A 15,595-nucleotide genomic window follows, 5' to 3' on the forward strand; every position below is an offset into this window, starting at 1 on the left:
CCACCAGTACGCAATCTGCTGCAATCGTCGGGCGGTCCTGCGCCATCCTGCGCATTCTGGGAACCCAACCACCCGACAGCGGAGGCGGCATGACGCTCAGGTTCCTCGGCACCACCAGCGACGACGGCGACTGCCCCACCCTGTACGAGATCGACGGCACCGACGAGATCCTCGTCCAGGGCGACCGAGAGACCGACCCCGCCCACCTCGTGCAGCTGCGCGACGTCAAGCCGTCCGAGACGTTCGTCCGCGTCCCCCGCTCCCTCCTCACCCGCTACGCACCCCGCGCCGAGGCACCCGAGCTCCAGCCGTTCACCTCGATCGCCCACCTGTTCCGCGAGTTCCGGCACACTGCCTGGCGGCTGGAGACCCGCCGCGGCTACGCATCCGACCGCAACAGCTCGAAGTGGCAGCGATGGGAGGACGGCGAGGACATCGCGGCCGAGCCCGCGAACTCCTGGCGCGACAACGTCGCCGCACAGACCGCCGCCGGGAAGCGGTTCGAGCGGGTCCGCCTCGTCGACACCCCGCCCACCGAGGGCCAGCGGTTCCTCCTCGCCAGCGCCCCGTCCAACGTGGCCGCCGGGGAGGACATCCGCAACCTCACCCGTGCCCAGGCCGTACAGCTGCGGCTGCCCGACTACGACTTCTGGCTCTTCGACTCCAAGGTGGTCGCACGGTTCGCGTTCGACGTCGAGGACAACACCCTCGGCGTGTACGTCACCGAGGACCCCGCCGAAGTCCTCGCCGCCTGCCAGGCCCGCGACGCCGCATGGCATCACGCAGTGCCTACAACGGAGTTCGCCGGGCGGGTACGTTCCGTCGTGTGACCACCGACTACCAGACCGCCCGCGAGGCCCTCGGCGCGCGCCTGCGTGAGCTTCGCGTCGAGGCCGGCCTGGAAGGCAAAGACCTCGCCGCCAGGCTGGGCTGGCAGCCGTCGAAGGTGTCCCGGCTCCAGAACGGCAAGCAGACCCCGACCCGAGAAGACCTCACCGGCTGGGCTCGGGCCATCGACCGCACGGACGCCGAGGGCGAGCTGCACGGCCTGCTCGCCGGGCTGGAGATGAAGCAGCGGCACCGTTCGTGGCGACGGCAGTTGGCCGGCGGACACCGCGGCCGCCAGGAGATCGCCGTACGGCAGACCGACGCCACCCAGGCCATCCGGGGCTTGGAGGTGTCCCGCATCCCGGGGATGTTCCAGACCCCGGAGTACGCGCGCGTCATCTTCGACAGCAACGCCGAGTTCCGTGGCATCACCCCGACGACCGACGCCGCGGTCGAGGCGCGCATGCGGCGGCAAGAGGCCTTGTACGACCCCGAGAAGACGTTCCGGTTCCTCGTGTGCGAGGCCGCCCTGTACCACCGCCCGTGCCCCGTGGCGGTGATGGCCGAACAGCTCGACCGGCTGTACAACCTCGTCGGCCAGCGCCGTATCGAGCTGGGCATCCTGCCGTTCGGGGCGCAGCTGCGGCGTACCGCCCCGCACGCCTTCTGGATCTACGACCGCCGGTTGGTGATCGTCGAGACGATCAGCGAAGAACTCTGGCTCACCGGCGAGGACGACATCGCCCTGTATGAGCGGGCGTGGGACTGGCTCGCCGAGTCCGCCGAGTACGGCCCGCCAGCCCGCCGTCTGATCGGCCGCGCACGGGCCTCTCTCGACCTCGCGTAGGCAATCCGCGGCAAGCCCTCCACCGGCCCGCGCAATCCCGCGCAATCGGCACACGGCCGCGCAATCAGGTTCCCTACGGTCCTGGCCATGGCCACACGGACCCGCAATCCGGGCACGCGCTACGCAGGCCGCGACTGGCTCGCCGACTGCGCCCCCGACCCCGATACCGTGCGCCGGGCCTGGTCGTCCGGCGAACTCGCCCTCGTGCCCTCCGGGGACCACTGGCTCGTCGTCGAGGCGCCCCTCCTGGGCAGCGTGGACGCGATGCAGCGCATGCCACCGGACCCCCTCGGCCCGGTGCTCGCCCACCCGGCTGCCGAGCGCGCCTGGTGGCTCGTTCCGACCGACGCCGCCGAATGCCTGGACGACGTCGCCCGGCTCACTGTGCGCCCGCCGGGGTGGCCGCTGTACTGCCCGCCCGTCAACCGCCCCACCAACGGCCGCGTGTGGATCGAACGCCCGCACAGCAGCGGACGGCTGACGGATCCCACCCTGCTCGGCGCCTGCTTCGGCCCGGGCGGCCGACTCCCCGCGGAGGTATCCGGATGAACCGCCAGCAGACCATGCCCGAGCCGCCCGTCACCCTCGGCCCTCCGCTGGAAGAGCCGACGCCGCCGGCGGACTGCGGTGTGTGCGCGGCACTGGTCCGGCAACGCGCCGAGGCCAGAGCGCGGGGTGATCTGTCGAGGGTGTCGGACTTCAACGTGGAGATCCGGGCGCACCACGTGCCGCGCCGGAAGCGGAGGCGGTAGTCCGTGGATACCGCACAGGACACCGCGGCTCCGCGCACGATCGCCTGGTGCGGCTGGCACGACGGCCTGTCTGACACCGTCCGGCTGATACAGGTGGGCGAGACCGGGAAATTGTTCGCGTGCGAGCGCTGCCGGGTAGCGCACGACCTCGTACCGCTGGCCGATCAGCTGTGAGACATCTCCCCCAGCCGCCGCCCGTCGTCGAGCTGACGCGGGCGCAGTCGTCCGGGTGGGCGTGCTGCTTCTGCGGCAGGAAGCTGCGCCGCGGTGCCGTCAGTGCCGGCCGGGCGCAGGGCCGGGCGGGCGCCCACGATCTGAGCGTCGAGGTGTACGCATGCCCGGTCTGCGCGGGCACCGTCCAGCCCGCCACGGACTGATAGACCCCCGCCCGTCCCTGCACCCCGTGAGACCTGGGGCGGGCGGGACCAGGCACCGACCGGTACCGTCTCCTGGCCGGAGCGCCGCTGCCGATGGCCGACGAACTATTCGTCGCCGAGCAAGCCTCGCCGGTTGAGTTTCTCTACTGCGGCCTGCTCTCCCTCGGCCTCCAAGGTCGATGCGATGCTGGCTTGTGTCCTCACCACTTCCGTCTTCGCCACTGCTTCGCCAGTGGCCTGACCAGCCCGCTGACCAAAGAAGAAGGCGACGATCGCCGTCAGCAGCGGCGACACAATGGCGAGTACCGCGATGAGGCGGGCGTTCGGGTCGTACCCTCCCCGTGCCTGCGGCGGCAGGTTGCCACCCGACGGCGTGGGCGCAACCGTCGGCACGGGGTCGCCGAGCCTCGGGGGATCGTTCGCGCCGAAGGCGACGAGGCCAGCAAGGATCCCGAAGATGAGCAAAACGATGATCGCCAACGTGGGAGCCACCCAACGCGGCATCGGGGTATGCACAGAGGTCTCCTTCCAAGCGCGAGCCCCCAAGTCAGCAGCAGTACAGCTGCGCTCCCGTAGCCCTGCCCGCCAGCCGCAGCTAAACGGGGGAAGCTGCCAGTTCGGCATACGTTCGGGCACCGTGGCTGTAGGACCGAGGAAGCATCGCAGTTGAGCGGAGTTCCTGGCGTCCCAGAGACAGCGCTCCTTCTCCCGTCTGCGTGGGCGGTCACTCGTCCGAGACCAGTTCGTCGGGCTCCAAGGAGAAGAAGATCACGAAGGCGTCATCCCCCTCATCGGCTCGCTTCACGGAGCTGTCGTACAGGTGGTTGAACAGTTGCTGCCTGCTGTGCCCGGGCAGAGGCGCCACGCTGCCCTCGAATGTGGCCAGCTCGAAATACTTGCCCTTCGCCCACGCGAGGGTCAGCACGTAGTGCCAGCGCTTGCGCACGAGCTCGCGCGTCATGTTCCACCGGGCCTTTTCTCCGTACGAGCCGACGCGAACAGTGCCCGCAACTGCTCGCGCTGCTCCGGCCGAAGACGCGGCGCGGCATCGACCAGACGGCGAGCCGCTTCGACAGCGGCCGGACCGAGTCGGCGCTCCGCTTCCTTGAGGGAGAACTCCGGCGGGGGGGCACGCCGTATCCCGCTCGGCCGCCCGGCGGGCCTGCAGGCGGGCCGCAGCTGGCGCGAGGATCGGCCGGAGCCGGCCGATCAGGTCGGCCCTGTCCTCGGCGGGGGCGTTCATGAAGTCGCGGACGGCTTCGTCGACTTCTTCGCGGATGTGCTGGATGACCGCGTCACCGAGAAGCGCTCGGCGCTCCTCGCGGGTCATGCGGCGGCCGACCAGGACCGGGCGTCCGTCGCGTGGCGGGCGTGCCACTCCTGGCACTTGGCCAGGTCGTAGCGGCGGCCCTGGCCGGCGAACGGCTCGGCCGGCATGCCGGCCTTGCGCCACTGGTCGATCTGCCAGGTGGAGACGCCGTAGTACGTCTCGATCTCGCGCTGGGTCAGCAGGGGGACGAGGCCAGCCGGGAGGGGGACGCGGCGCTCACGCTTCGTTCGCTTGGCTGGTGTGTTCATGGGGCATGGCTGCCCTCGTGGCGGTGGCCGTGCCCCGCCTGATCGTGCGGTTTGCTGAGGGCATGCCACCCGGGTGGCGGCATCAAGGTGCCGGATGCCGCCGTATGGGCGACGCTGGCGTATGGCTTCTGCGATGCCCGTGATCGTGTACCCGCCCGACGAGGACGGTGGCCGGCGCGTACGCGTCGACGGCGAGATCCTCGGCCGGGCGTACAGCCTGCGGGACGTTGCCGAGTTCCTGCGGCGGGCCGGGATCGAGGACGCCGACGAGGCGTACGTCGCGTCGTCCGGGCTGATCGATTGGCGCGGCGGCGGGCCGGACGTGTGGGAGCGCTGACGTAGGCAGGCGCCTCCATGGATGGAGGCCGACGTGCGACCCAAGACGCTCGTTGTGCCGCAGAGGCGCGCACTACTGGGCGTCAGGGGGAGAGATCCTGGCCGCATGCGTCAGGCAGCTACGAGGGGCTTCTCAACATCTGCAGCAGGCACTTGGTTCAGCAAAAGGAACCAGCTTCGCTCGTCGTCCGGGTCTGGGATGTCTTCGAGCAGGCCGAAGCCATTTCGGACAGCAAAGCGCTCGCTTGCTTTGTTGGACTTGTTGATGCGCGAGACGACCAACGTACTCTCGCCAGCCTCACGGTTTTGGATGTCGTACAGCACATCCTCCATAACCTGATCGGCGATGGTGCCGCCTTGGCCGCGATCGGCGCAGGCGACAGCCACCGCCTTCAGGTTCCTGATCGGACCATCGAAGCCGATCTCCTTACGGAGCGGTGTCTCGATGCCTGGGTTCCGGAGCCTTGCATGCGAGGCACAAGCGGCCAGTCGCTCTCTGTCCATACCGAGGAGCAACCGACCGTCGTGACTACTATCTGTGTTGGCGTCCGCCAACGCGTCGCCATTGCGGAACCACTTCTGGACGTCAGATTCCCAAGGCAGATGGTGCCGCAATGTTCGATTATTGGGTAGGCGACGGGCGGGCACAGTGCAGGTGAAGCCTTGCAGCAGGGTTCGGTCTGCTCTCGTAGCCAGTCGCCACGAGAGTTCCGTCAATCCCTCTTCCGTACCGTGCGAGTCGGCGCAGTGCCGTCTTTCAGGCGCTCACGTAGCGCCACCACAGTAGCGCGAGACAGGGGCTTGTTGACCATGTCTCGGTACCTGTGCTCGTCGTTGCCGCCAGAGGCTTGAGCGCTTCCGCTGGTCACCCAGGCGAAGGCCTTGACCTGGCTATGAGTGGTGGAGGCTGTGTAGACGCCGAGTTGGCCGGAACTTGTCGCGTTCGTGTCCACGTCACTCGCCCCCAGTGAGTCGATCGTGTTTGTTCGCCGCCTGTTGCAGCAGGCGAATCAATTCGTCCAACGTACTTCGAGTAAAGAGGTAGCGCCCATGGACGTCAACAGTGACCTCGGGCGGTGCCCCCTCCGGCATGTCCAGCTGGCCGTCCGATCCGACCACTATGGTGGGGGGTGACGCGTGGCCCATGCTCAGGTAGAAGATCTCAGGCACGGCTTCATCACTCGGCACACCCAAGGCAATCGCGAACTGGTTCACGAACTCAGGCTTCGGCTGCTCCTGCGGCCAGACGAGGTTCAGCAGGAGAGACTGCGGCGTTGTCGGTTCCGGCGTGCTCACGAGGCCCAGTTTGGCACGCCAACCTGTACGACTCCTGTTGGTACCCCAGGTTCTCCGCTGATCGAGTAGCGATTGCAGGGTAAACCCCCTATAGCCAGTGGATGCCCAGACTCGTTGTTGTGCCCTGGTGCTGCTACCTCAGGGGGTCCGTTTTTGGGCCGACAGGCAGCCTGAGGAAGGGAGGCGGGACGGGGAGCCTGAGGTGCCCGTTTCCCGTTTCCCGGCGTGTACCTCCCCTGCCTCCCTAGCCTCCCTCGACTGGCATATGCGCAGGTCACACCGAGGGAGGCAGGGCAGGGAGCCGGGTAGGGAGAACTCCCCGAGATCCGGGTGCCTCCCTACTCGTCGCCGTCCCGGGGGGTGTCCTCGCGGTCGGCGATGGCTTCGGCGATGCGCTGCCGACTGACGTGCATGACGCCGCCGGTCTTGTACTCGCCGTGCCCGGCGTCGTCCAGGACGCGCTTGAGGTCGCGGAACGACCAGCCGTCGTACTCGCCCGGGTTGTGGTCGGCCAGACGGCGGAGGACGTCCTGAGTGCGCGCCTTTGTCTCGTGGCCGAGGACGGTCAGGATGTCGGCGAGGTGGTCGGCCGGCGCGTAGGCGGGCGCCTCGGGGGCTGCGGTGCCCTCGTACAGGGCCATGGCGCGCTCGACGACCGGGGTCACCTCGTCGACGCCTGCCTCCTTCCGCACGTAGTAGGAGCGGATCAGTCCGGGAGTCTTCCCGAAGCCTGCAGCCATGGCGGTACCGACGTCTTCACCTGCGACGAGAGTCGTCGCCGAGTACCCGTTCTTGTGCATGCCGGTGCCGAGGATCGCGTCGTTGCCCTGGTGGTCGTTGATCGCGAACGCCACCCGGTGGGACACGGTCTTGGAGATCCCGCGCGGCAGGCTCGCCGCATCCGCATCCGGGGTGATCCACAGCAGCATGATGGCCGTCTTCCGGGCCTTCTTGGTCACCTTCAAGGCCAGTTCCTTGGCTTCCTTGCCGTGCTCCGGGTGCCCGAACAACTCGTGGACCTCGTCGAACACGACGATCCGCGGCCGCATGGACGGGTCGCGCTCCGCCATCTCGCGAGTGACCTTGGTGTCCGTGCCGATGCGTTCCAGTTCCTGCCCGCGGCGGGAGACTTCGCCGGCCAGGCGCCGCAGCGTGTCCATGGCCGCGACCACGTGCTCGTCGTCGTCGCCCTTCACCAGGCTCCGCAGGCGGGGCCGCATCGCGTCGTAGTCGCTGTTGTACGCCAGGACGTGCACGTCGATCTCTACCAGCGGATCGAGCATCGCGCCGAGCAGCAGCGAGACGACCAGCGATGACTTGCCCGAGCCCATGATTCCGGCGATCAGGTAGTTGGCGGCCATCAGCCGGCCGATGACCTGCTCACCGCGGGCGTTGAGCGCGACCGGGACGCCCTTGAAGAAGTCGGTCGTGCCCTCCGTCAGGAGCGGCCACGGCGGTACCGGCTTGGTGAGAACACCGGGGTCGGCGACCCACAGGTCGAGGACGCCGGCCTGGTCGCGCGGCTCGGTCGGCCATACCTCGACAGGCTTGCGGAGCAGGTTGTGTGCCAGCGTCGACTTCTTGTCGGCGATCATCTCGACGGAGACGCCGAGCGGCAGCTGAACCTGAGTGTGCCAGCCGTTCCCGGACCGGGTGGTCGGGGACACCCAACGAGGCTGCCAGCCCTCCTTCAGAGCCTTGTTGAGCGGGGCGATGCCGAGGTTGCCGAGGGCGCGGATGATGGCGCCCTCGTCGGGGACGACGTCGCGCTGCTCGGGGTCGCCGGGCAGCGCCCAGGCGGGGGCGGTCTGCCGGTGCCGGCCGACGGCCCAGACTCCGGCGAGGGCGATGAACGGTAGGGCGACGAGGAGTGGGTCCCAGATGACGCCGGCGATGAACGCGACCCAGGTGACGAACTGGATGACAGCCTTGATCGGGGTGAAGATGTCGCTGGTGTCCTCGGTGCCCAGGGCGATCAGCACGCCGAGGATGAGCAGGGCACCGATGCCGGTGGCCGTGGCGGAGCCGATGGCTTTGGGGGCGTTGATGGCGAGCTGGAGGAGTTCCATGCGGCGGCGGTGGCGGGACTGCCGGAAGATGTAGGCGCGCTGTTCCCAGTCGCGGGCGACGTCTTCCTGACCTGCGGCTTCGGCGGCCCGCATCATGCGTTCGTGGCGGGCGGTGGTGCGGGAGTCCCAGGCCCGTCGGGTGAGGATGCGGGCGCCGCCGTACAGGTAGGAGCCGTGTCGTACGACGGCCCGGTACGTGCCGTGCTCGCGGGCCTCGACGACGACGCGCCGCAGATGGTCGATACGGACACGGCGGCGCGGGCGCGGCTTGTCGGCGACGGCGGCCGGCGTCTCGGGGACGGTGTCGGGCTTCGGTTCGGGTTCGAACTTGATGAGCGAGATGTTCGGCTTGGCGTGCCCGTTGACCTGGGTGGGGATCGTTTCGGTCATGCTGGGTGTCTCCTGTTTGGTTTCCAAACGGCGGGAGGCCCGGGGACGGTCGCTGACCTGGCGGGATGGGCCGTCCCCGGGGCGTGGTCACTTCTTCTTGCGTCGGGCGGCCTGCCGTTCGATGCGCTCCACGCGCCGCTGGAGGTCGGAGATGTCGACTCCGTCACCGCCGGCACCGCGCTTGGCCATGCGGGCGACGAGGACGGCGATACGCACCCGCTCGCCGCCGGTGAAGTCGGAAAACTTCAGGTCGTCAGCCATCGGTGGGCTCCGTCTCGGGCAGGAGCGCGGCGATCGCGGCGTGGGCTTGGGCGGCGTCGGACCATGCGGTGCTGGCGGCGGCGAGGTTCTGCACGAGGCTGCGCTTGTCGGGGTGGTTGGCGGCCCTCTCGGTCTCCTTGGCGAGGTCGGACGCGCGGGCGGCGGCCTCGGCGGCGAGGGTGATCTGTTCCTGGCGGCTGGTCACGGGTTCCTCCGTGGGCTGTAGGCCGGGCTGTCCGGCCCCACCGCACCCCCGCAGTCGTGCCCGAGACGGACACGACTGGCGGAGGACGGAAGGGCAGGTCAGCGGCCCTTGCGCTGCATGTCGCGCCACATGTCCCGCAGGACGAGGACGACGATCGCGGCGACCCCGCCGAGGATGGCCAGCGCGAGCGAGGCGAACGCCAAGCCGATGGAGCCGACGCACACCGCGCAGGCGATGCCGATCCACTCCCCGCTGCTGCGGCCGGCCTTGTGGTGGTCGTGGTGACAGGGGTCCTGCGGGGACCTCTGTTGGGCCTGCTGCTGGGTGGCGAGCTTCGCCAGCTCCATGGCCGCCATGGCGAGCTGTACGGCGGCCGTGTCGGTCTCGGCGGCGCGGACCGCCTGCTCGGCCTTGTCGAGAGCGTCGCTCATCGGGCCCACCTCTTGATGCGGCGGGTAATGCGCGGCCAGGCGATGATCCCGGCGGCGACCGCGAGAGCGACCGGCTGAGAGACGGCTGCGGCGGCCACGGCGAGGACGACGGACAGCAGAGACGGGTAGGCGACGAGGAGCCCGAGGACGGCCCCGAAGATCAGCCTCATCATGCGTATCCACCCTCCATCGGGCTGGCCGGGGTCTCCGGTTCGGCCTTCTTCGAGGCCCGCGAGAGGGCGGTACGGACGTACGGCTCGGTGACGACGAGACGCCGATTGAGGGCGACGTGCTCGGCGATCTCGCGGGCGGATGCGTCCGGGCCGAGGGTGGATGCGGCCTCGACGACGGCGGCCTCCATCGTGACCGGTTCCAGGGCGGCGACGGGGTCGCTGACCTGCTGATGCGCGGGCGTATCAGGGCGGTCCACTTGGTACTCGTCGGGCTGCTGGCCGAGGACGACGGCGACCTGTACGGCGTCGACGACGACCCCGTAGGAGACGAGGAGGGCGGCGAGTTCGGGCGGGGGCGCATCGGGGTGCGCATCCGCTGCGATCCGGATGACGTCGACGGGGTCCATCTCGGCGAACTTGGCCCGGAGCACCTCCTGCGCCGACCGGGTCGGGGCGGGACTTACTGCCTTCGGGGAAGTCTGTGCGCCGTACATGGTGGCGAGGGCCGCATCAGCTCCCTCGCGGACGCGGACGCGCTGGACGTCGACCAGGCCGGCGCCGAGCTCGGTGTCCCCGACGCCGACGTACTTCGCCAGCGACCAGTAGCGGCGGACGGCGAGCTTGCGGCGCCACTCGCCGGGGTGGCCGTCGGCGACCGCGCGCTGGAACGCGAGCTGCCGGGCGGCGTCGGCGTTGCGGCGCATCACCTCGGCGTCCACGCCGGTGCGGTAGACGACGATCGAGCGGGCGATGAACCCGAGGCCTTCGGCGGCCCCGGACATGGCGAGCGGGGTGACCGCGTACACGGCGGCCTCGCGGACGTCGCTGGCGATGGTGATACCGATGCCGCTGGCGGAGATGGGGGCGAGCCACATGCCGGCCCGGACGACGGCGGGTGAGGACTGGCCGAGCATGGTCCGGCCGAGCATCACCATGGCGAGGATGAGGGTGAGGCCTTCGCCGGCGGCGACGACACCGGCGGCGGTGGCCTGGCGGTGGAATTCGGCGACGGCGTTGCTGTAGGTGCCCCAGGCGCCGAAGCCTCCGACGGCGACCATGGCGATGGCCGCGCCGCCGAGGACGGCGACCTGCCCCCAGGTGAGTTCGCGGGTAGTGGTTCTGGTCATTCGCCCACCTCGGGCTCAGAGGCGCGCACGATTCGGTGCGCGCAGAGAACGGTGCCTTCACGGTCACGGCGCTCGTTCGCGTCGAGCAGCGCGGCCATGAGGGCGGGAACGGAAGGGCTGCGCCGAGCCGACCGGGCGGCCGCGCGGATGGCGGCCACCTCCGTCGGACGGGCGATACGACTACGGCCGCTCACTGGTCGCCCCCGAGAACGTCGGTCAACTGGTCGGCGAGGCCGCGCAGCTGGTCGGCGTACGCGTCGAGGCGGGCCGCGAGTTCGTACACGGCGACCGGGTCGAGGGTGCGGCCGATGACGGACACGGACACGCCGGGCGTACGGCCGCCGAGCTCCGGGCTGGCGTCCCCGGCGAACGGGGACTGGACGAGGCCAGCGGCGGTGATGTGCCGGCCGTGGAAGGCGAGCACCACGTCCGGGCCGGTGTGGAGGATGTCGGCGCGGTGGCCGCCGTCCTCGTGGCCGCCGATGCACCAGGCGGGTTCGGGCAGAGAGACCGGGCCGTGGTCGAGGGTGTGCACGGTGATCGTGCCGGGCTCGGTCACTGGTGCTCACCCCGCTCGACCCAGCAGAAGGGGCGGAGGCCGGCCGCGGCCTGGAACACACGGATGGCGGTGCCGGGGGTGGCGTGCGGCAGGCCGTACACCCTGCCCCCGTCGAGGGAGGCGAGGAGCCGGGCGCCGTGGTGCTGGCATCCGTCGGCGCCGGCGTTGTGCGCGTCGAGGACGGTCACCGTGGGCGGACCAGTGCACGGGGTGGGGTCGTCGGGGTGAGCGGCCGGGCAGCGCTTGTCACCGCCAGGGGTCCGCACCAATGCGGACCCTTTGGCCTCGGCCGGTTCGGCGCCGACGGCGCGCAGCAGGATCCGGACCGTCTCGACGAGCGCGCCGTGGGCACGGTTCAGGGCGAACACGTCCTGGTGGTCCACGTGCTCGTGCTCGGCGAGGAGCAGCTGCGCGATACGGGCGGCGACGGCGAGGTTGGAGGGCTCGGGCAGGGCGCCCACCCCCGGGAGGGTGGGCGCCTGCTCGGCGGGCGTGAAGCTCACCGGTCGCCCCCGGCCTGCTCGGCGGCGGCGATGGCCACGTCGACCTGATCGGCGAGCGCGTCCGCCTCGTCGGCGAACTGCCGCAGCTGCGCCGCCTTCTCACGGACCTGAGCGGGGGTGAGGTCCGCGCCCATGAACCCGATCTTCGGGGTGCTGGAGGAGAGGTGGATGAACTCGGCCCAGATCTCCGGGTCGTGCTCGTTCTCCAGGCCGGGCACGGAGATGGTGCGCCCGCCGTGGTCGTAGTGTCGGCCGTGCTCGTCGACCTCGTTGCCGTCCTCGCCATCCACGGAGGTGCACAGGCCGGGGTAGACGTGGCAGGCGCCGGGGGTGTTCTTGGCGCGCTCGCGGGTGAACACCTGCAGGAGCCGGTCGAGGGTGGCGGCGGGGTCGGGGGTGACGGCCAGGAGGAGCGCCATCTCGTTGTGGAAGCGCTCGACGGCGGGGGTGTGGACGCCGCGGGCACGAGCGAGTTCGGCGACCTCGTTCCACTGGTCGAGCATGCGGCGCCGGGTGGCTTCCGCCTTGTTGTCGGCTGCGGTGGCGATGTTGACGGTGTTGGTCGCGGCCTTGATGTGGGGGTGGGTCGGGTCGATCTTGACGCGGGGCTTGCTGTCGCGGACGCAGCCCGCAGTGGTGGCGAGCAGACCGGCGTGGATACGGATGCTGTTCTTCATGGTGTTCGGTCCCCTCGGCTCAGGCGGCGGCGGTGAAGGCGGCGATCAGGGCGACGGCGGCGCGGTACTCCGGCTTGCGCGGCCGGTAGGCGGCGACGAGGCCGGTGACCTGGGCGAGGGTGAAGCGGGAGACCGAGCGGGTCTGGCGGGCGCGGCCACCGGCGACGGTGCGGCGGGTGCGGGCCTGCTCGGCGGGGGTGACGGCGAGGCGCTTCGCCACGCTGCGGAGGCCGTTCGTGACGCCGGTCACGGTGTCCTTGGCGACGCCGGCCGCGAGGGCGACGGTGGCCAGAGAGCGCGGGCGGCGACGGCAGCTCGCGGCGAGACGGGTCTCAGCCGAACGGGAGCGGAGGGCGGCGCGAAGGACGCGGCGCGTAGCGCGGCGCTCACGACGGATGGCACACTTCTGCATCAGCGGTCTCCTGGTCTAGTCAGGTAGGTCCGTCAGGCCCTCGGTCGGTGCTTCCAACACCGCCGGGGGCCGTATCTTTGCCCTTTGCTAGATACCCATCATCCTCTCGGAGACCGCCGCTTCGCCGACCTACGGAATCTCGTACGGCCATGAGGGCGACGGGAGAGGAAGAGAGGGTGCCGGCGGGGGCCGGGGTGCGGGGTGGTCCGCCGCGGCCCGCCGTGCACGTGGCCTCCGGCAGTCGGCTCGGTGACCCACATCCCAGGCAGGAGGGGCCCACTGACCTGCGCCTGGTGCCACCGGCGCTGGCCGCGTGGGCGACGGCGGCGCTGACGGTGCACGCCTCGCCGGGGTGGGTCACGGGAGTGGCCGTGCTCTGTGCGGTGGTGGGCGTGGCTCTGCTCGCCTGGCAAGGGCAAGGGCAAGGGCAAGGGCAAGGGCAAGGGCAAGGGCAAGGGCAAGGGCAAGGGCAAGGGCAAGGGCAAGGGCAAGGGCGGGGGCTCGGGTATCGCCGGGGGCGTGGGGGCGTTGCGTGGACGAAGGTGTCCGTCGCCGCCGTGCTGCTCTGTGCGGGCGCGGCTGCCGCCTCCGCCGGGCTGCACGGGGCGGATCTGCGGCGAGGGCCGGTGCCTGGCCTGGCCGAGGAATACGCCCGTGTGACGGCGGAGGTGGAGCTCACCTCCGACCCGCGCCTCACCCGCCCCCGGATCCAGGGCAACCGCGCGGCCCCGGCCGCGGTACTCCTCCAGGCCGAGGTGCGGCGTGTGCGGAGCCCGGACGGGTCGGTCGCCGACACGCGGACCCCGGTGCTGGTCGTCGTCGACGTGGCGGCGGGGGCCGGTCGGGCGGCCTGGCTCTCGCTGTTGCCGTCCACGCGGGTGCGGGTGGTGGCGCAGGCCGTGCCGGCCATGGCCGGGGGAGACCGGGTGGCGGGCGTGCTGCGGGTGCGGGGCGGTGGGGCGCCGGCCGTGGTGGAGGAGGCGAGCGCCGTGCAGCGGGTCGCGGGGCGGTTGCGCGCGGGGCTGCGGGAGGCGACCGACGGGCTGGACCCGGACGCGCGGGCTTTGCTGCCCGGGTTCGTCGTCGGGGACACCTCACGGGTTCCGGCGGAGTTGGACGAGGCGTTCAAGGCGACCGATCTCACCCATCTCCTGGCTGTCAGCGGTGCGAACTTCACGATCCTGTTGGCCCTGTTCATCGGCCCGCCGGGGCTGGCACAACGGGCCGAGCGGAAGGGGCTGGCACCCCGGCTCGGGATCCCGTTGCGGGTGACCGCGCTGGCCGGTGGGGCACTGACTCTGGGCTTCGTGATCGTGTGCCGACCGGACCCGAGCGTGGTGCGGGCGGCGGCATGCGGTTCGATCGCTCTGTTGGCCATCGCGACCGGGCGCCGCAGGTCCCTGATCCCGGCCCTGGCGACGGCGGTGCTGCTGCTGGTGCTGTACGACCCGTGGCTGGCCCGCAGTTACGGCTTCCTGCTCTCCGTCCTCGCGACCGGTGCCCTGCTCACCCTCGCCCCGCGCTGGAGTGCGGCGCTCCAGCGGCGCCGGGTGCCACCGCGTCCGGCCGAGGCGCTGGCGGCGGCGGGGGCCGCGCAGGCGGTGTGCGCGCCGGTCGTGGCCGTGCTGTCGGCGAAGGTGAGCCTGGTGGCGGTGCCGTGCAATCTGCTGGCGGAGTTCGCGGTGGCCCCGGCGACGGTGCTCGGGTTCGCCACCCTGGCGACCGCTCCGGTGGCGATGCCCGTGGCCGAGGGCCTTGCCTGGTGCGCGAGTTGGCCGACCGGTTGGATCGCGGACATCGCCCGCACCGGGGCCTCGATGCCGGGCGCGGGCGTGGACTGGCCGGGCAGCTGGACCGGCGCGCTGCTGCTCGCCCTGGTCACCGTGGTCGTCGTCCTCGTCGGCCGGCGGCTGGCGAGCCATCCGTGGCTGGTGGGCGCCTGCCTGATGGCGTTCCTGCTGGTCGTGGTGCAGCCACCGCCGCTGACCAGGGTGATCACGGGGTGGCCGCCGCCGGGCTGGCGCTTCGTGATGTGCGACGTGGGCCAGGGGGACGCGACCGTCCTCGCGGCGGGAGAGGGGGCCGGGGTGGTCGTGGACGCGGGTCCCGATCCGGTCCTGGTCGACCGCTGTCTGACCTCGTTGGGCATCACCGAGGTCCCGCTCGTGGTCCTCACCCACTTCCACGCCGACCATGTGGTGGGGCTGCCGGGGGTGCTGCGGGGGCGCTCGGTGGGGGCGATCGCGACGACGGGGTTCGAGGAGCCCGTGGAGCAGGCCGCGTTCGTGCGCGGGGAGGCGGCGGCCCGGGGGATCCCGCTGACATGGGCCGTGGCCGGGGAGGAGCGGCGCACGGGCGGTCTCGCCTGGCGGGTGCTGTGGCCGCCGGGTGACGCGGTCACGCCGGACGGCCCGAACGACGCCAGTGTGACCCTGCTCGTCCGCTCGGGAGGGCTGACCCTGCTGCTCCTCGGCGACCTGGAACCGCCCGGCCAACGTGAGCTGGCGAGGTCCCCGGAAGCGGCCGCGCTGGGAGCCGTGGATGTGGTGAAGGTCGCCCACCACGGGTCGGCCTACCAGGATCCGGGACTGATACGGGCCATGGCCCCCAGGCTGGCGCTCATCTCCGTGGGCGCGGACAACCCGTACGGCCATCCCGCGCCCAGAACGGTCGCGGCGCTGAGGGCCGGGGGTGCCACGGTGCTGCGTACGGACGAGGACGGCGCGGTCGCCGTCGCGGGTACGGCGAAGGAGTTGCTCGTGGCGAGAGACTGA

Annotated in this window: 23 protein-coding genes; 8 read left to right on the forward strand and 15 right to left on the reverse strand. The window is 71.1% G+C overall.

Translation table 11 applies throughout. From position 1 onward, the window contains the following. Positions 1-89: 89 nt before the first annotated feature. The 6 genes from P8T65_RS30730 (at position 90) to P8T65_RS30755 (ending at position 2,804) form a co-directional block, all read left to right on the forward strand. Positions 90-830: a DUF6879 family protein gene (locus tag P8T65_RS30730; RefSeq protein ID WP_316728410.1), complete on the forward strand. Its 741-nt coding sequence runs from the start codon at positions 90-92 to the stop codon at positions 828-830. After that, a complete protein-coding gene (locus tag P8T65_RS30735) occupies positions 827-1,675 on the forward strand; it encodes a helix-turn-helix transcriptional regulator (protein WP_316728411.1) in 849 nt (282 codons plus the stop codon). The genes P8T65_RS30730 and P8T65_RS30735 overlap by 4 nt, the downstream gene beginning before the upstream one ends. An 87-nt stretch (positions 1,676-1,762) precedes the next feature. Beyond that, complete coding sequence (locus P8T65_RS30740; RefSeq protein ID WP_316728412.1) at positions 1,763-2,224, forward strand: hypothetical protein; 462 nt, start codon at positions 1,763-1,765, stop codon at positions 2,222-2,224. Then, the gene (locus P8T65_RS30745) at positions 2,221-2,427 is read left to right on the forward strand and encodes a hypothetical protein (RefSeq protein ID WP_316728413.1); all 207 of its coding nucleotides are present in this window, start codon (positions 2,221-2,223) and stop codon (positions 2,425-2,427) included. The genes P8T65_RS30740 and P8T65_RS30745 overlap by 4 nt, the downstream gene beginning before the upstream one ends. A gap of 3 nt (positions 2,428-2,430) precedes the next feature. Beyond that, a complete protein-coding gene (locus P8T65_RS30750; RefSeq protein WP_316728414.1) occupies positions 2,431-2,601 on the forward strand; it encodes a hypothetical protein in 171 nt (56 codons plus the stop codon). Then, the gene (locus P8T65_RS30755; RefSeq protein ID WP_316728415.1) at positions 2,598-2,804 is read left to right on the forward strand and encodes a hypothetical protein; all 207 of its coding nucleotides are present in this window, start codon (positions 2,598-2,600) and stop codon (positions 2,802-2,804) included. Before P8T65_RS30750 ends, P8T65_RS30755 begins: the two co-directional genes overlap by 4 nt. A gap of 105 nt (positions 2,805-2,909) precedes the next feature. Here P8T65_RS30755 and P8T65_RS30760 read toward each other — a convergent pair whose 3' ends face one another. The 3 genes from P8T65_RS30760 to P8T65_RS30770 all read right to left on the reverse strand — a co-directional run bounded on the left by P8T65_RS30760 (position 2,910) and on the right by P8T65_RS30770 (position 4,382). Continuing rightward, positions 2,910-3,320: a hypothetical protein gene (locus P8T65_RS30760; protein WP_316728416.1), complete on the reverse strand. Its 411-nt coding sequence runs from the start codon at positions 3,318-3,320 to the stop codon at positions 2,910-2,912. A gap of 208 nt (positions 3,321-3,528) precedes the next feature. Beyond that, a complete protein-coding gene (locus tag P8T65_RS30765; RefSeq protein ID WP_316728417.1) occupies positions 3,529-4,134 on the reverse strand; it encodes a hypothetical protein in 606 nt (201 codons plus the stop codon). Continuing rightward, complete coding sequence (locus P8T65_RS30770; RefSeq protein WP_316728419.1) at positions 4,131-4,382, reverse strand: hypothetical protein; 252 nt, start codon at positions 4,380-4,382, stop codon at positions 4,131-4,133. Before P8T65_RS30770 ends, P8T65_RS30765 begins: the two co-directional genes overlap by 4 nt. Before the next feature lie 121 nt (positions 4,383-4,503). Here P8T65_RS30770 and P8T65_RS30775 point away from each other — a divergent pair, with 121 nt between their 5' ends. Then, complete coding sequence (locus P8T65_RS30775) at positions 4,504-4,719, forward strand: hypothetical protein (protein ID WP_316728420.1); 216 nt, start codon at positions 4,504-4,506, stop codon at positions 4,717-4,719. A gap of 110 nt (positions 4,720-4,829) precedes the next feature. Here the strand turns inward: P8T65_RS30775 and P8T65_RS30780 are convergent, their stop codons facing one another. From P8T65_RS30780 to P8T65_RS30835, 12 genes are all read right to left on the reverse strand, one after another. Next, a complete protein-coding gene (locus P8T65_RS30780; protein ID WP_316728421.1) occupies positions 4,830-5,333 on the reverse strand; it encodes a hypothetical protein in 504 nt (167 codons plus the stop codon). Between the two features lie 339 nt (positions 5,334-5,672). After that, positions 5,673-6,014, reverse strand: coding sequence for a hypothetical protein (locus P8T65_RS30785; RefSeq protein WP_316728422.1), 342 nt, complete (start codon positions 6,012-6,014; stop codon positions 5,673-5,675). A 338-nt stretch (positions 6,015-6,352) separates the two neighbouring features. Then, a complete protein-coding gene (locus P8T65_RS30790; RefSeq protein WP_316728423.1) occupies positions 6,353-8,473 on the reverse strand; it encodes a cell division protein FtsK in 2,121 nt (706 codons plus the stop codon). Between the two features lie 87 nt (positions 8,474-8,560). Further along, the gene (locus P8T65_RS30795) at positions 8,561-8,734 is read right to left on the reverse strand and encodes a DUF6257 family protein (protein ID WP_316728424.1); all 174 of its coding nucleotides are present in this window, start codon (positions 8,732-8,734) and stop codon (positions 8,561-8,563) included. Further along, positions 8,727-8,939 carry a hypothetical protein gene (locus P8T65_RS30800; RefSeq protein ID WP_316728425.1) on the reverse strand — a complete coding sequence of 71 codons (213 nt, stop codon included), beginning with the start codon at positions 8,937-8,939 and terminating at the stop codon, positions 8,727-8,729. The genes P8T65_RS30795 and P8T65_RS30800 overlap by 8 nt, the downstream gene beginning before the upstream one ends. Before the next feature lie 98 nt (positions 8,940-9,037). Beyond that, a complete protein-coding gene (locus tag P8T65_RS30805) occupies positions 9,038-9,370 on the reverse strand; it encodes a hypothetical protein (protein WP_316728426.1) in 333 nt (110 codons plus the stop codon). Then, positions 9,367-9,543, reverse strand: coding sequence for a hypothetical protein (locus P8T65_RS30810; protein ID WP_316728427.1), 177 nt, complete (start codon positions 9,541-9,543; stop codon positions 9,367-9,369). Before P8T65_RS30810 ends, P8T65_RS30805 begins: the two co-directional genes overlap by 4 nt. Next, the gene (locus P8T65_RS30815) at positions 9,540-10,670 is read right to left on the reverse strand and encodes a conjugal transfer protein (RefSeq protein ID WP_316728428.1); all 1,131 of its coding nucleotides are present in this window, start codon (positions 10,668-10,670) and stop codon (positions 9,540-9,542) included. Before P8T65_RS30815 ends, P8T65_RS30810 begins: the two co-directional genes overlap by 4 nt. Before the next feature lie 190 nt (positions 10,671-10,860). Next, a complete protein-coding gene (locus P8T65_RS30820) occupies positions 10,861-11,229 on the reverse strand; it encodes a DUF6907 domain-containing protein (RefSeq protein ID WP_316728429.1) in 369 nt (122 codons plus the stop codon). Continuing rightward, positions 11,226-11,732 (reverse strand): hypothetical protein, encoded by a 507-nt coding sequence (locus tag P8T65_RS30825; protein ID WP_316728430.1) that lies wholly within the window; start codon positions 11,730-11,732, stop codon positions 11,226-11,228. Before P8T65_RS30825 ends, P8T65_RS30820 begins: the two co-directional genes overlap by 4 nt. Continuing rightward, the gene (locus tag P8T65_RS30830; RefSeq protein WP_316728431.1) at positions 11,729-12,409 is read right to left on the reverse strand and encodes a hypothetical protein; all 681 of its coding nucleotides are present in this window, start codon (positions 12,407-12,409) and stop codon (positions 11,729-11,731) included. Before P8T65_RS30830 ends, P8T65_RS30825 begins: the two co-directional genes overlap by 4 nt. Before the next feature lie 19 nt (positions 12,410-12,428). Beyond that, entirely contained in the window at positions 12,429-12,821 is a 393-nt protein-coding gene (locus tag P8T65_RS30835; protein WP_316728432.1) for a hypothetical protein, read from the reverse strand. Positions 12,822-13,042: 221 nt separating this feature from the next. On the opposite strand from P8T65_RS30835, the gene P8T65_RS30845 reads away from it, so the two are divergent. Then, positions 13,043-15,595 (forward strand): ComEC/Rec2 family competence protein, encoded by a 2,553-nt coding sequence (locus tag P8T65_RS30845; protein ID WP_399103276.1) that lies wholly within the window; start codon positions 13,043-13,045, stop codon positions 15,593-15,595.

The organism is Streptomyces sp. 11x1, assembly GCF_032598905.1.
Lineage (GTDB): Bacteria > Actinomycetota > Actinomycetes > Streptomycetales > Streptomycetaceae > Streptomyces.

What these genes read in the sequence shown, in the direction of transcription:
- P8T65_RS30830 (WP_316728431.1), bottom strand. Translation starts at nt 12,409, where the DNA reads ATGAAGAACAGCATCCGTATCCACGCCGGTCTGCTCGCCACCACTGCG.
- P8T65_RS30790 (WP_316728423.1), bottom strand. Translation starts at nt 8,473, where the DNA reads ATGACCGAAACGATCCCCACCCAGGTCAACGGGCACGCCAAGCCGAAC.
- P8T65_RS30765 (WP_316728417.1), bottom strand. Translation starts at nt 4,134, where the DNA reads ATGACCCGCGAGGAGCGCCGAGCGCTTCTCGGTGACGCGGTCATCCAG.
- P8T65_RS30805 (WP_316728426.1), bottom strand. Translation starts at nt 9,370, where the DNA reads ATGAGCGACGCTCTCGACAAGGCCGAGCAGGCGGTCCGCGCCGCCGAG.
- P8T65_RS30775 (WP_316728420.1), top strand. Translation starts at nt 4,504, where the DNA reads ATGGCTTCTGCGATGCCCGTGATCGTGTACCCGCCCGACGAGGACGGT.
- P8T65_RS30745 (WP_316728413.1), top strand. Translation starts at nt 2,221, where the DNA reads ATGAACCGCCAGCAGACCATGCCCGAGCCGCCCGTCACCCTCGGCCCT.
- P8T65_RS30730 (WP_316728410.1), top strand. Translation starts at nt 90, where the DNA reads ATGACGCTCAGGTTCCTCGGCACCACCAGCGACGACGGCGACTGCCCC.
- P8T65_RS30795 (WP_316728424.1), bottom strand. Translation starts at nt 8,734, where the DNA reads ATGGCTGACGACCTGAAGTTTTCCGACTTCACCGGCGGCGAGCGGGTG.
- P8T65_RS30815 (WP_316728428.1), bottom strand. Translation starts at nt 10,670, where the DNA reads ATGACCAGAACCACTACCCGCGAACTCACCTGGGGGCAGGTCGCCGTC.
- P8T65_RS30835 (WP_316728432.1), bottom strand. Translation starts at nt 12,821, where the DNA reads ATGCAGAAGTGTGCCATCCGTCGTGAGCGCCGCGCTACGCGCCGCGTC.
- P8T65_RS30810 (WP_316728427.1), bottom strand. Translation starts at nt 9,543, where the DNA reads ATGATGAGGCTGATCTTCGGGGCCGTCCTCGGGCTCCTCGTCGCCTAC.
- P8T65_RS30740 (WP_316728412.1), top strand. Translation starts at nt 1,763, where the DNA reads ATGGCCACACGGACCCGCAATCCGGGCACGCGCTACGCAGGCCGCGAC.
- P8T65_RS30770 (WP_316728419.1), bottom strand. Translation starts at nt 4,382, where the DNA reads ATGAACACACCAGCCAAGCGAACGAAGCGTGAGCGCCGCGTCCCCCTC.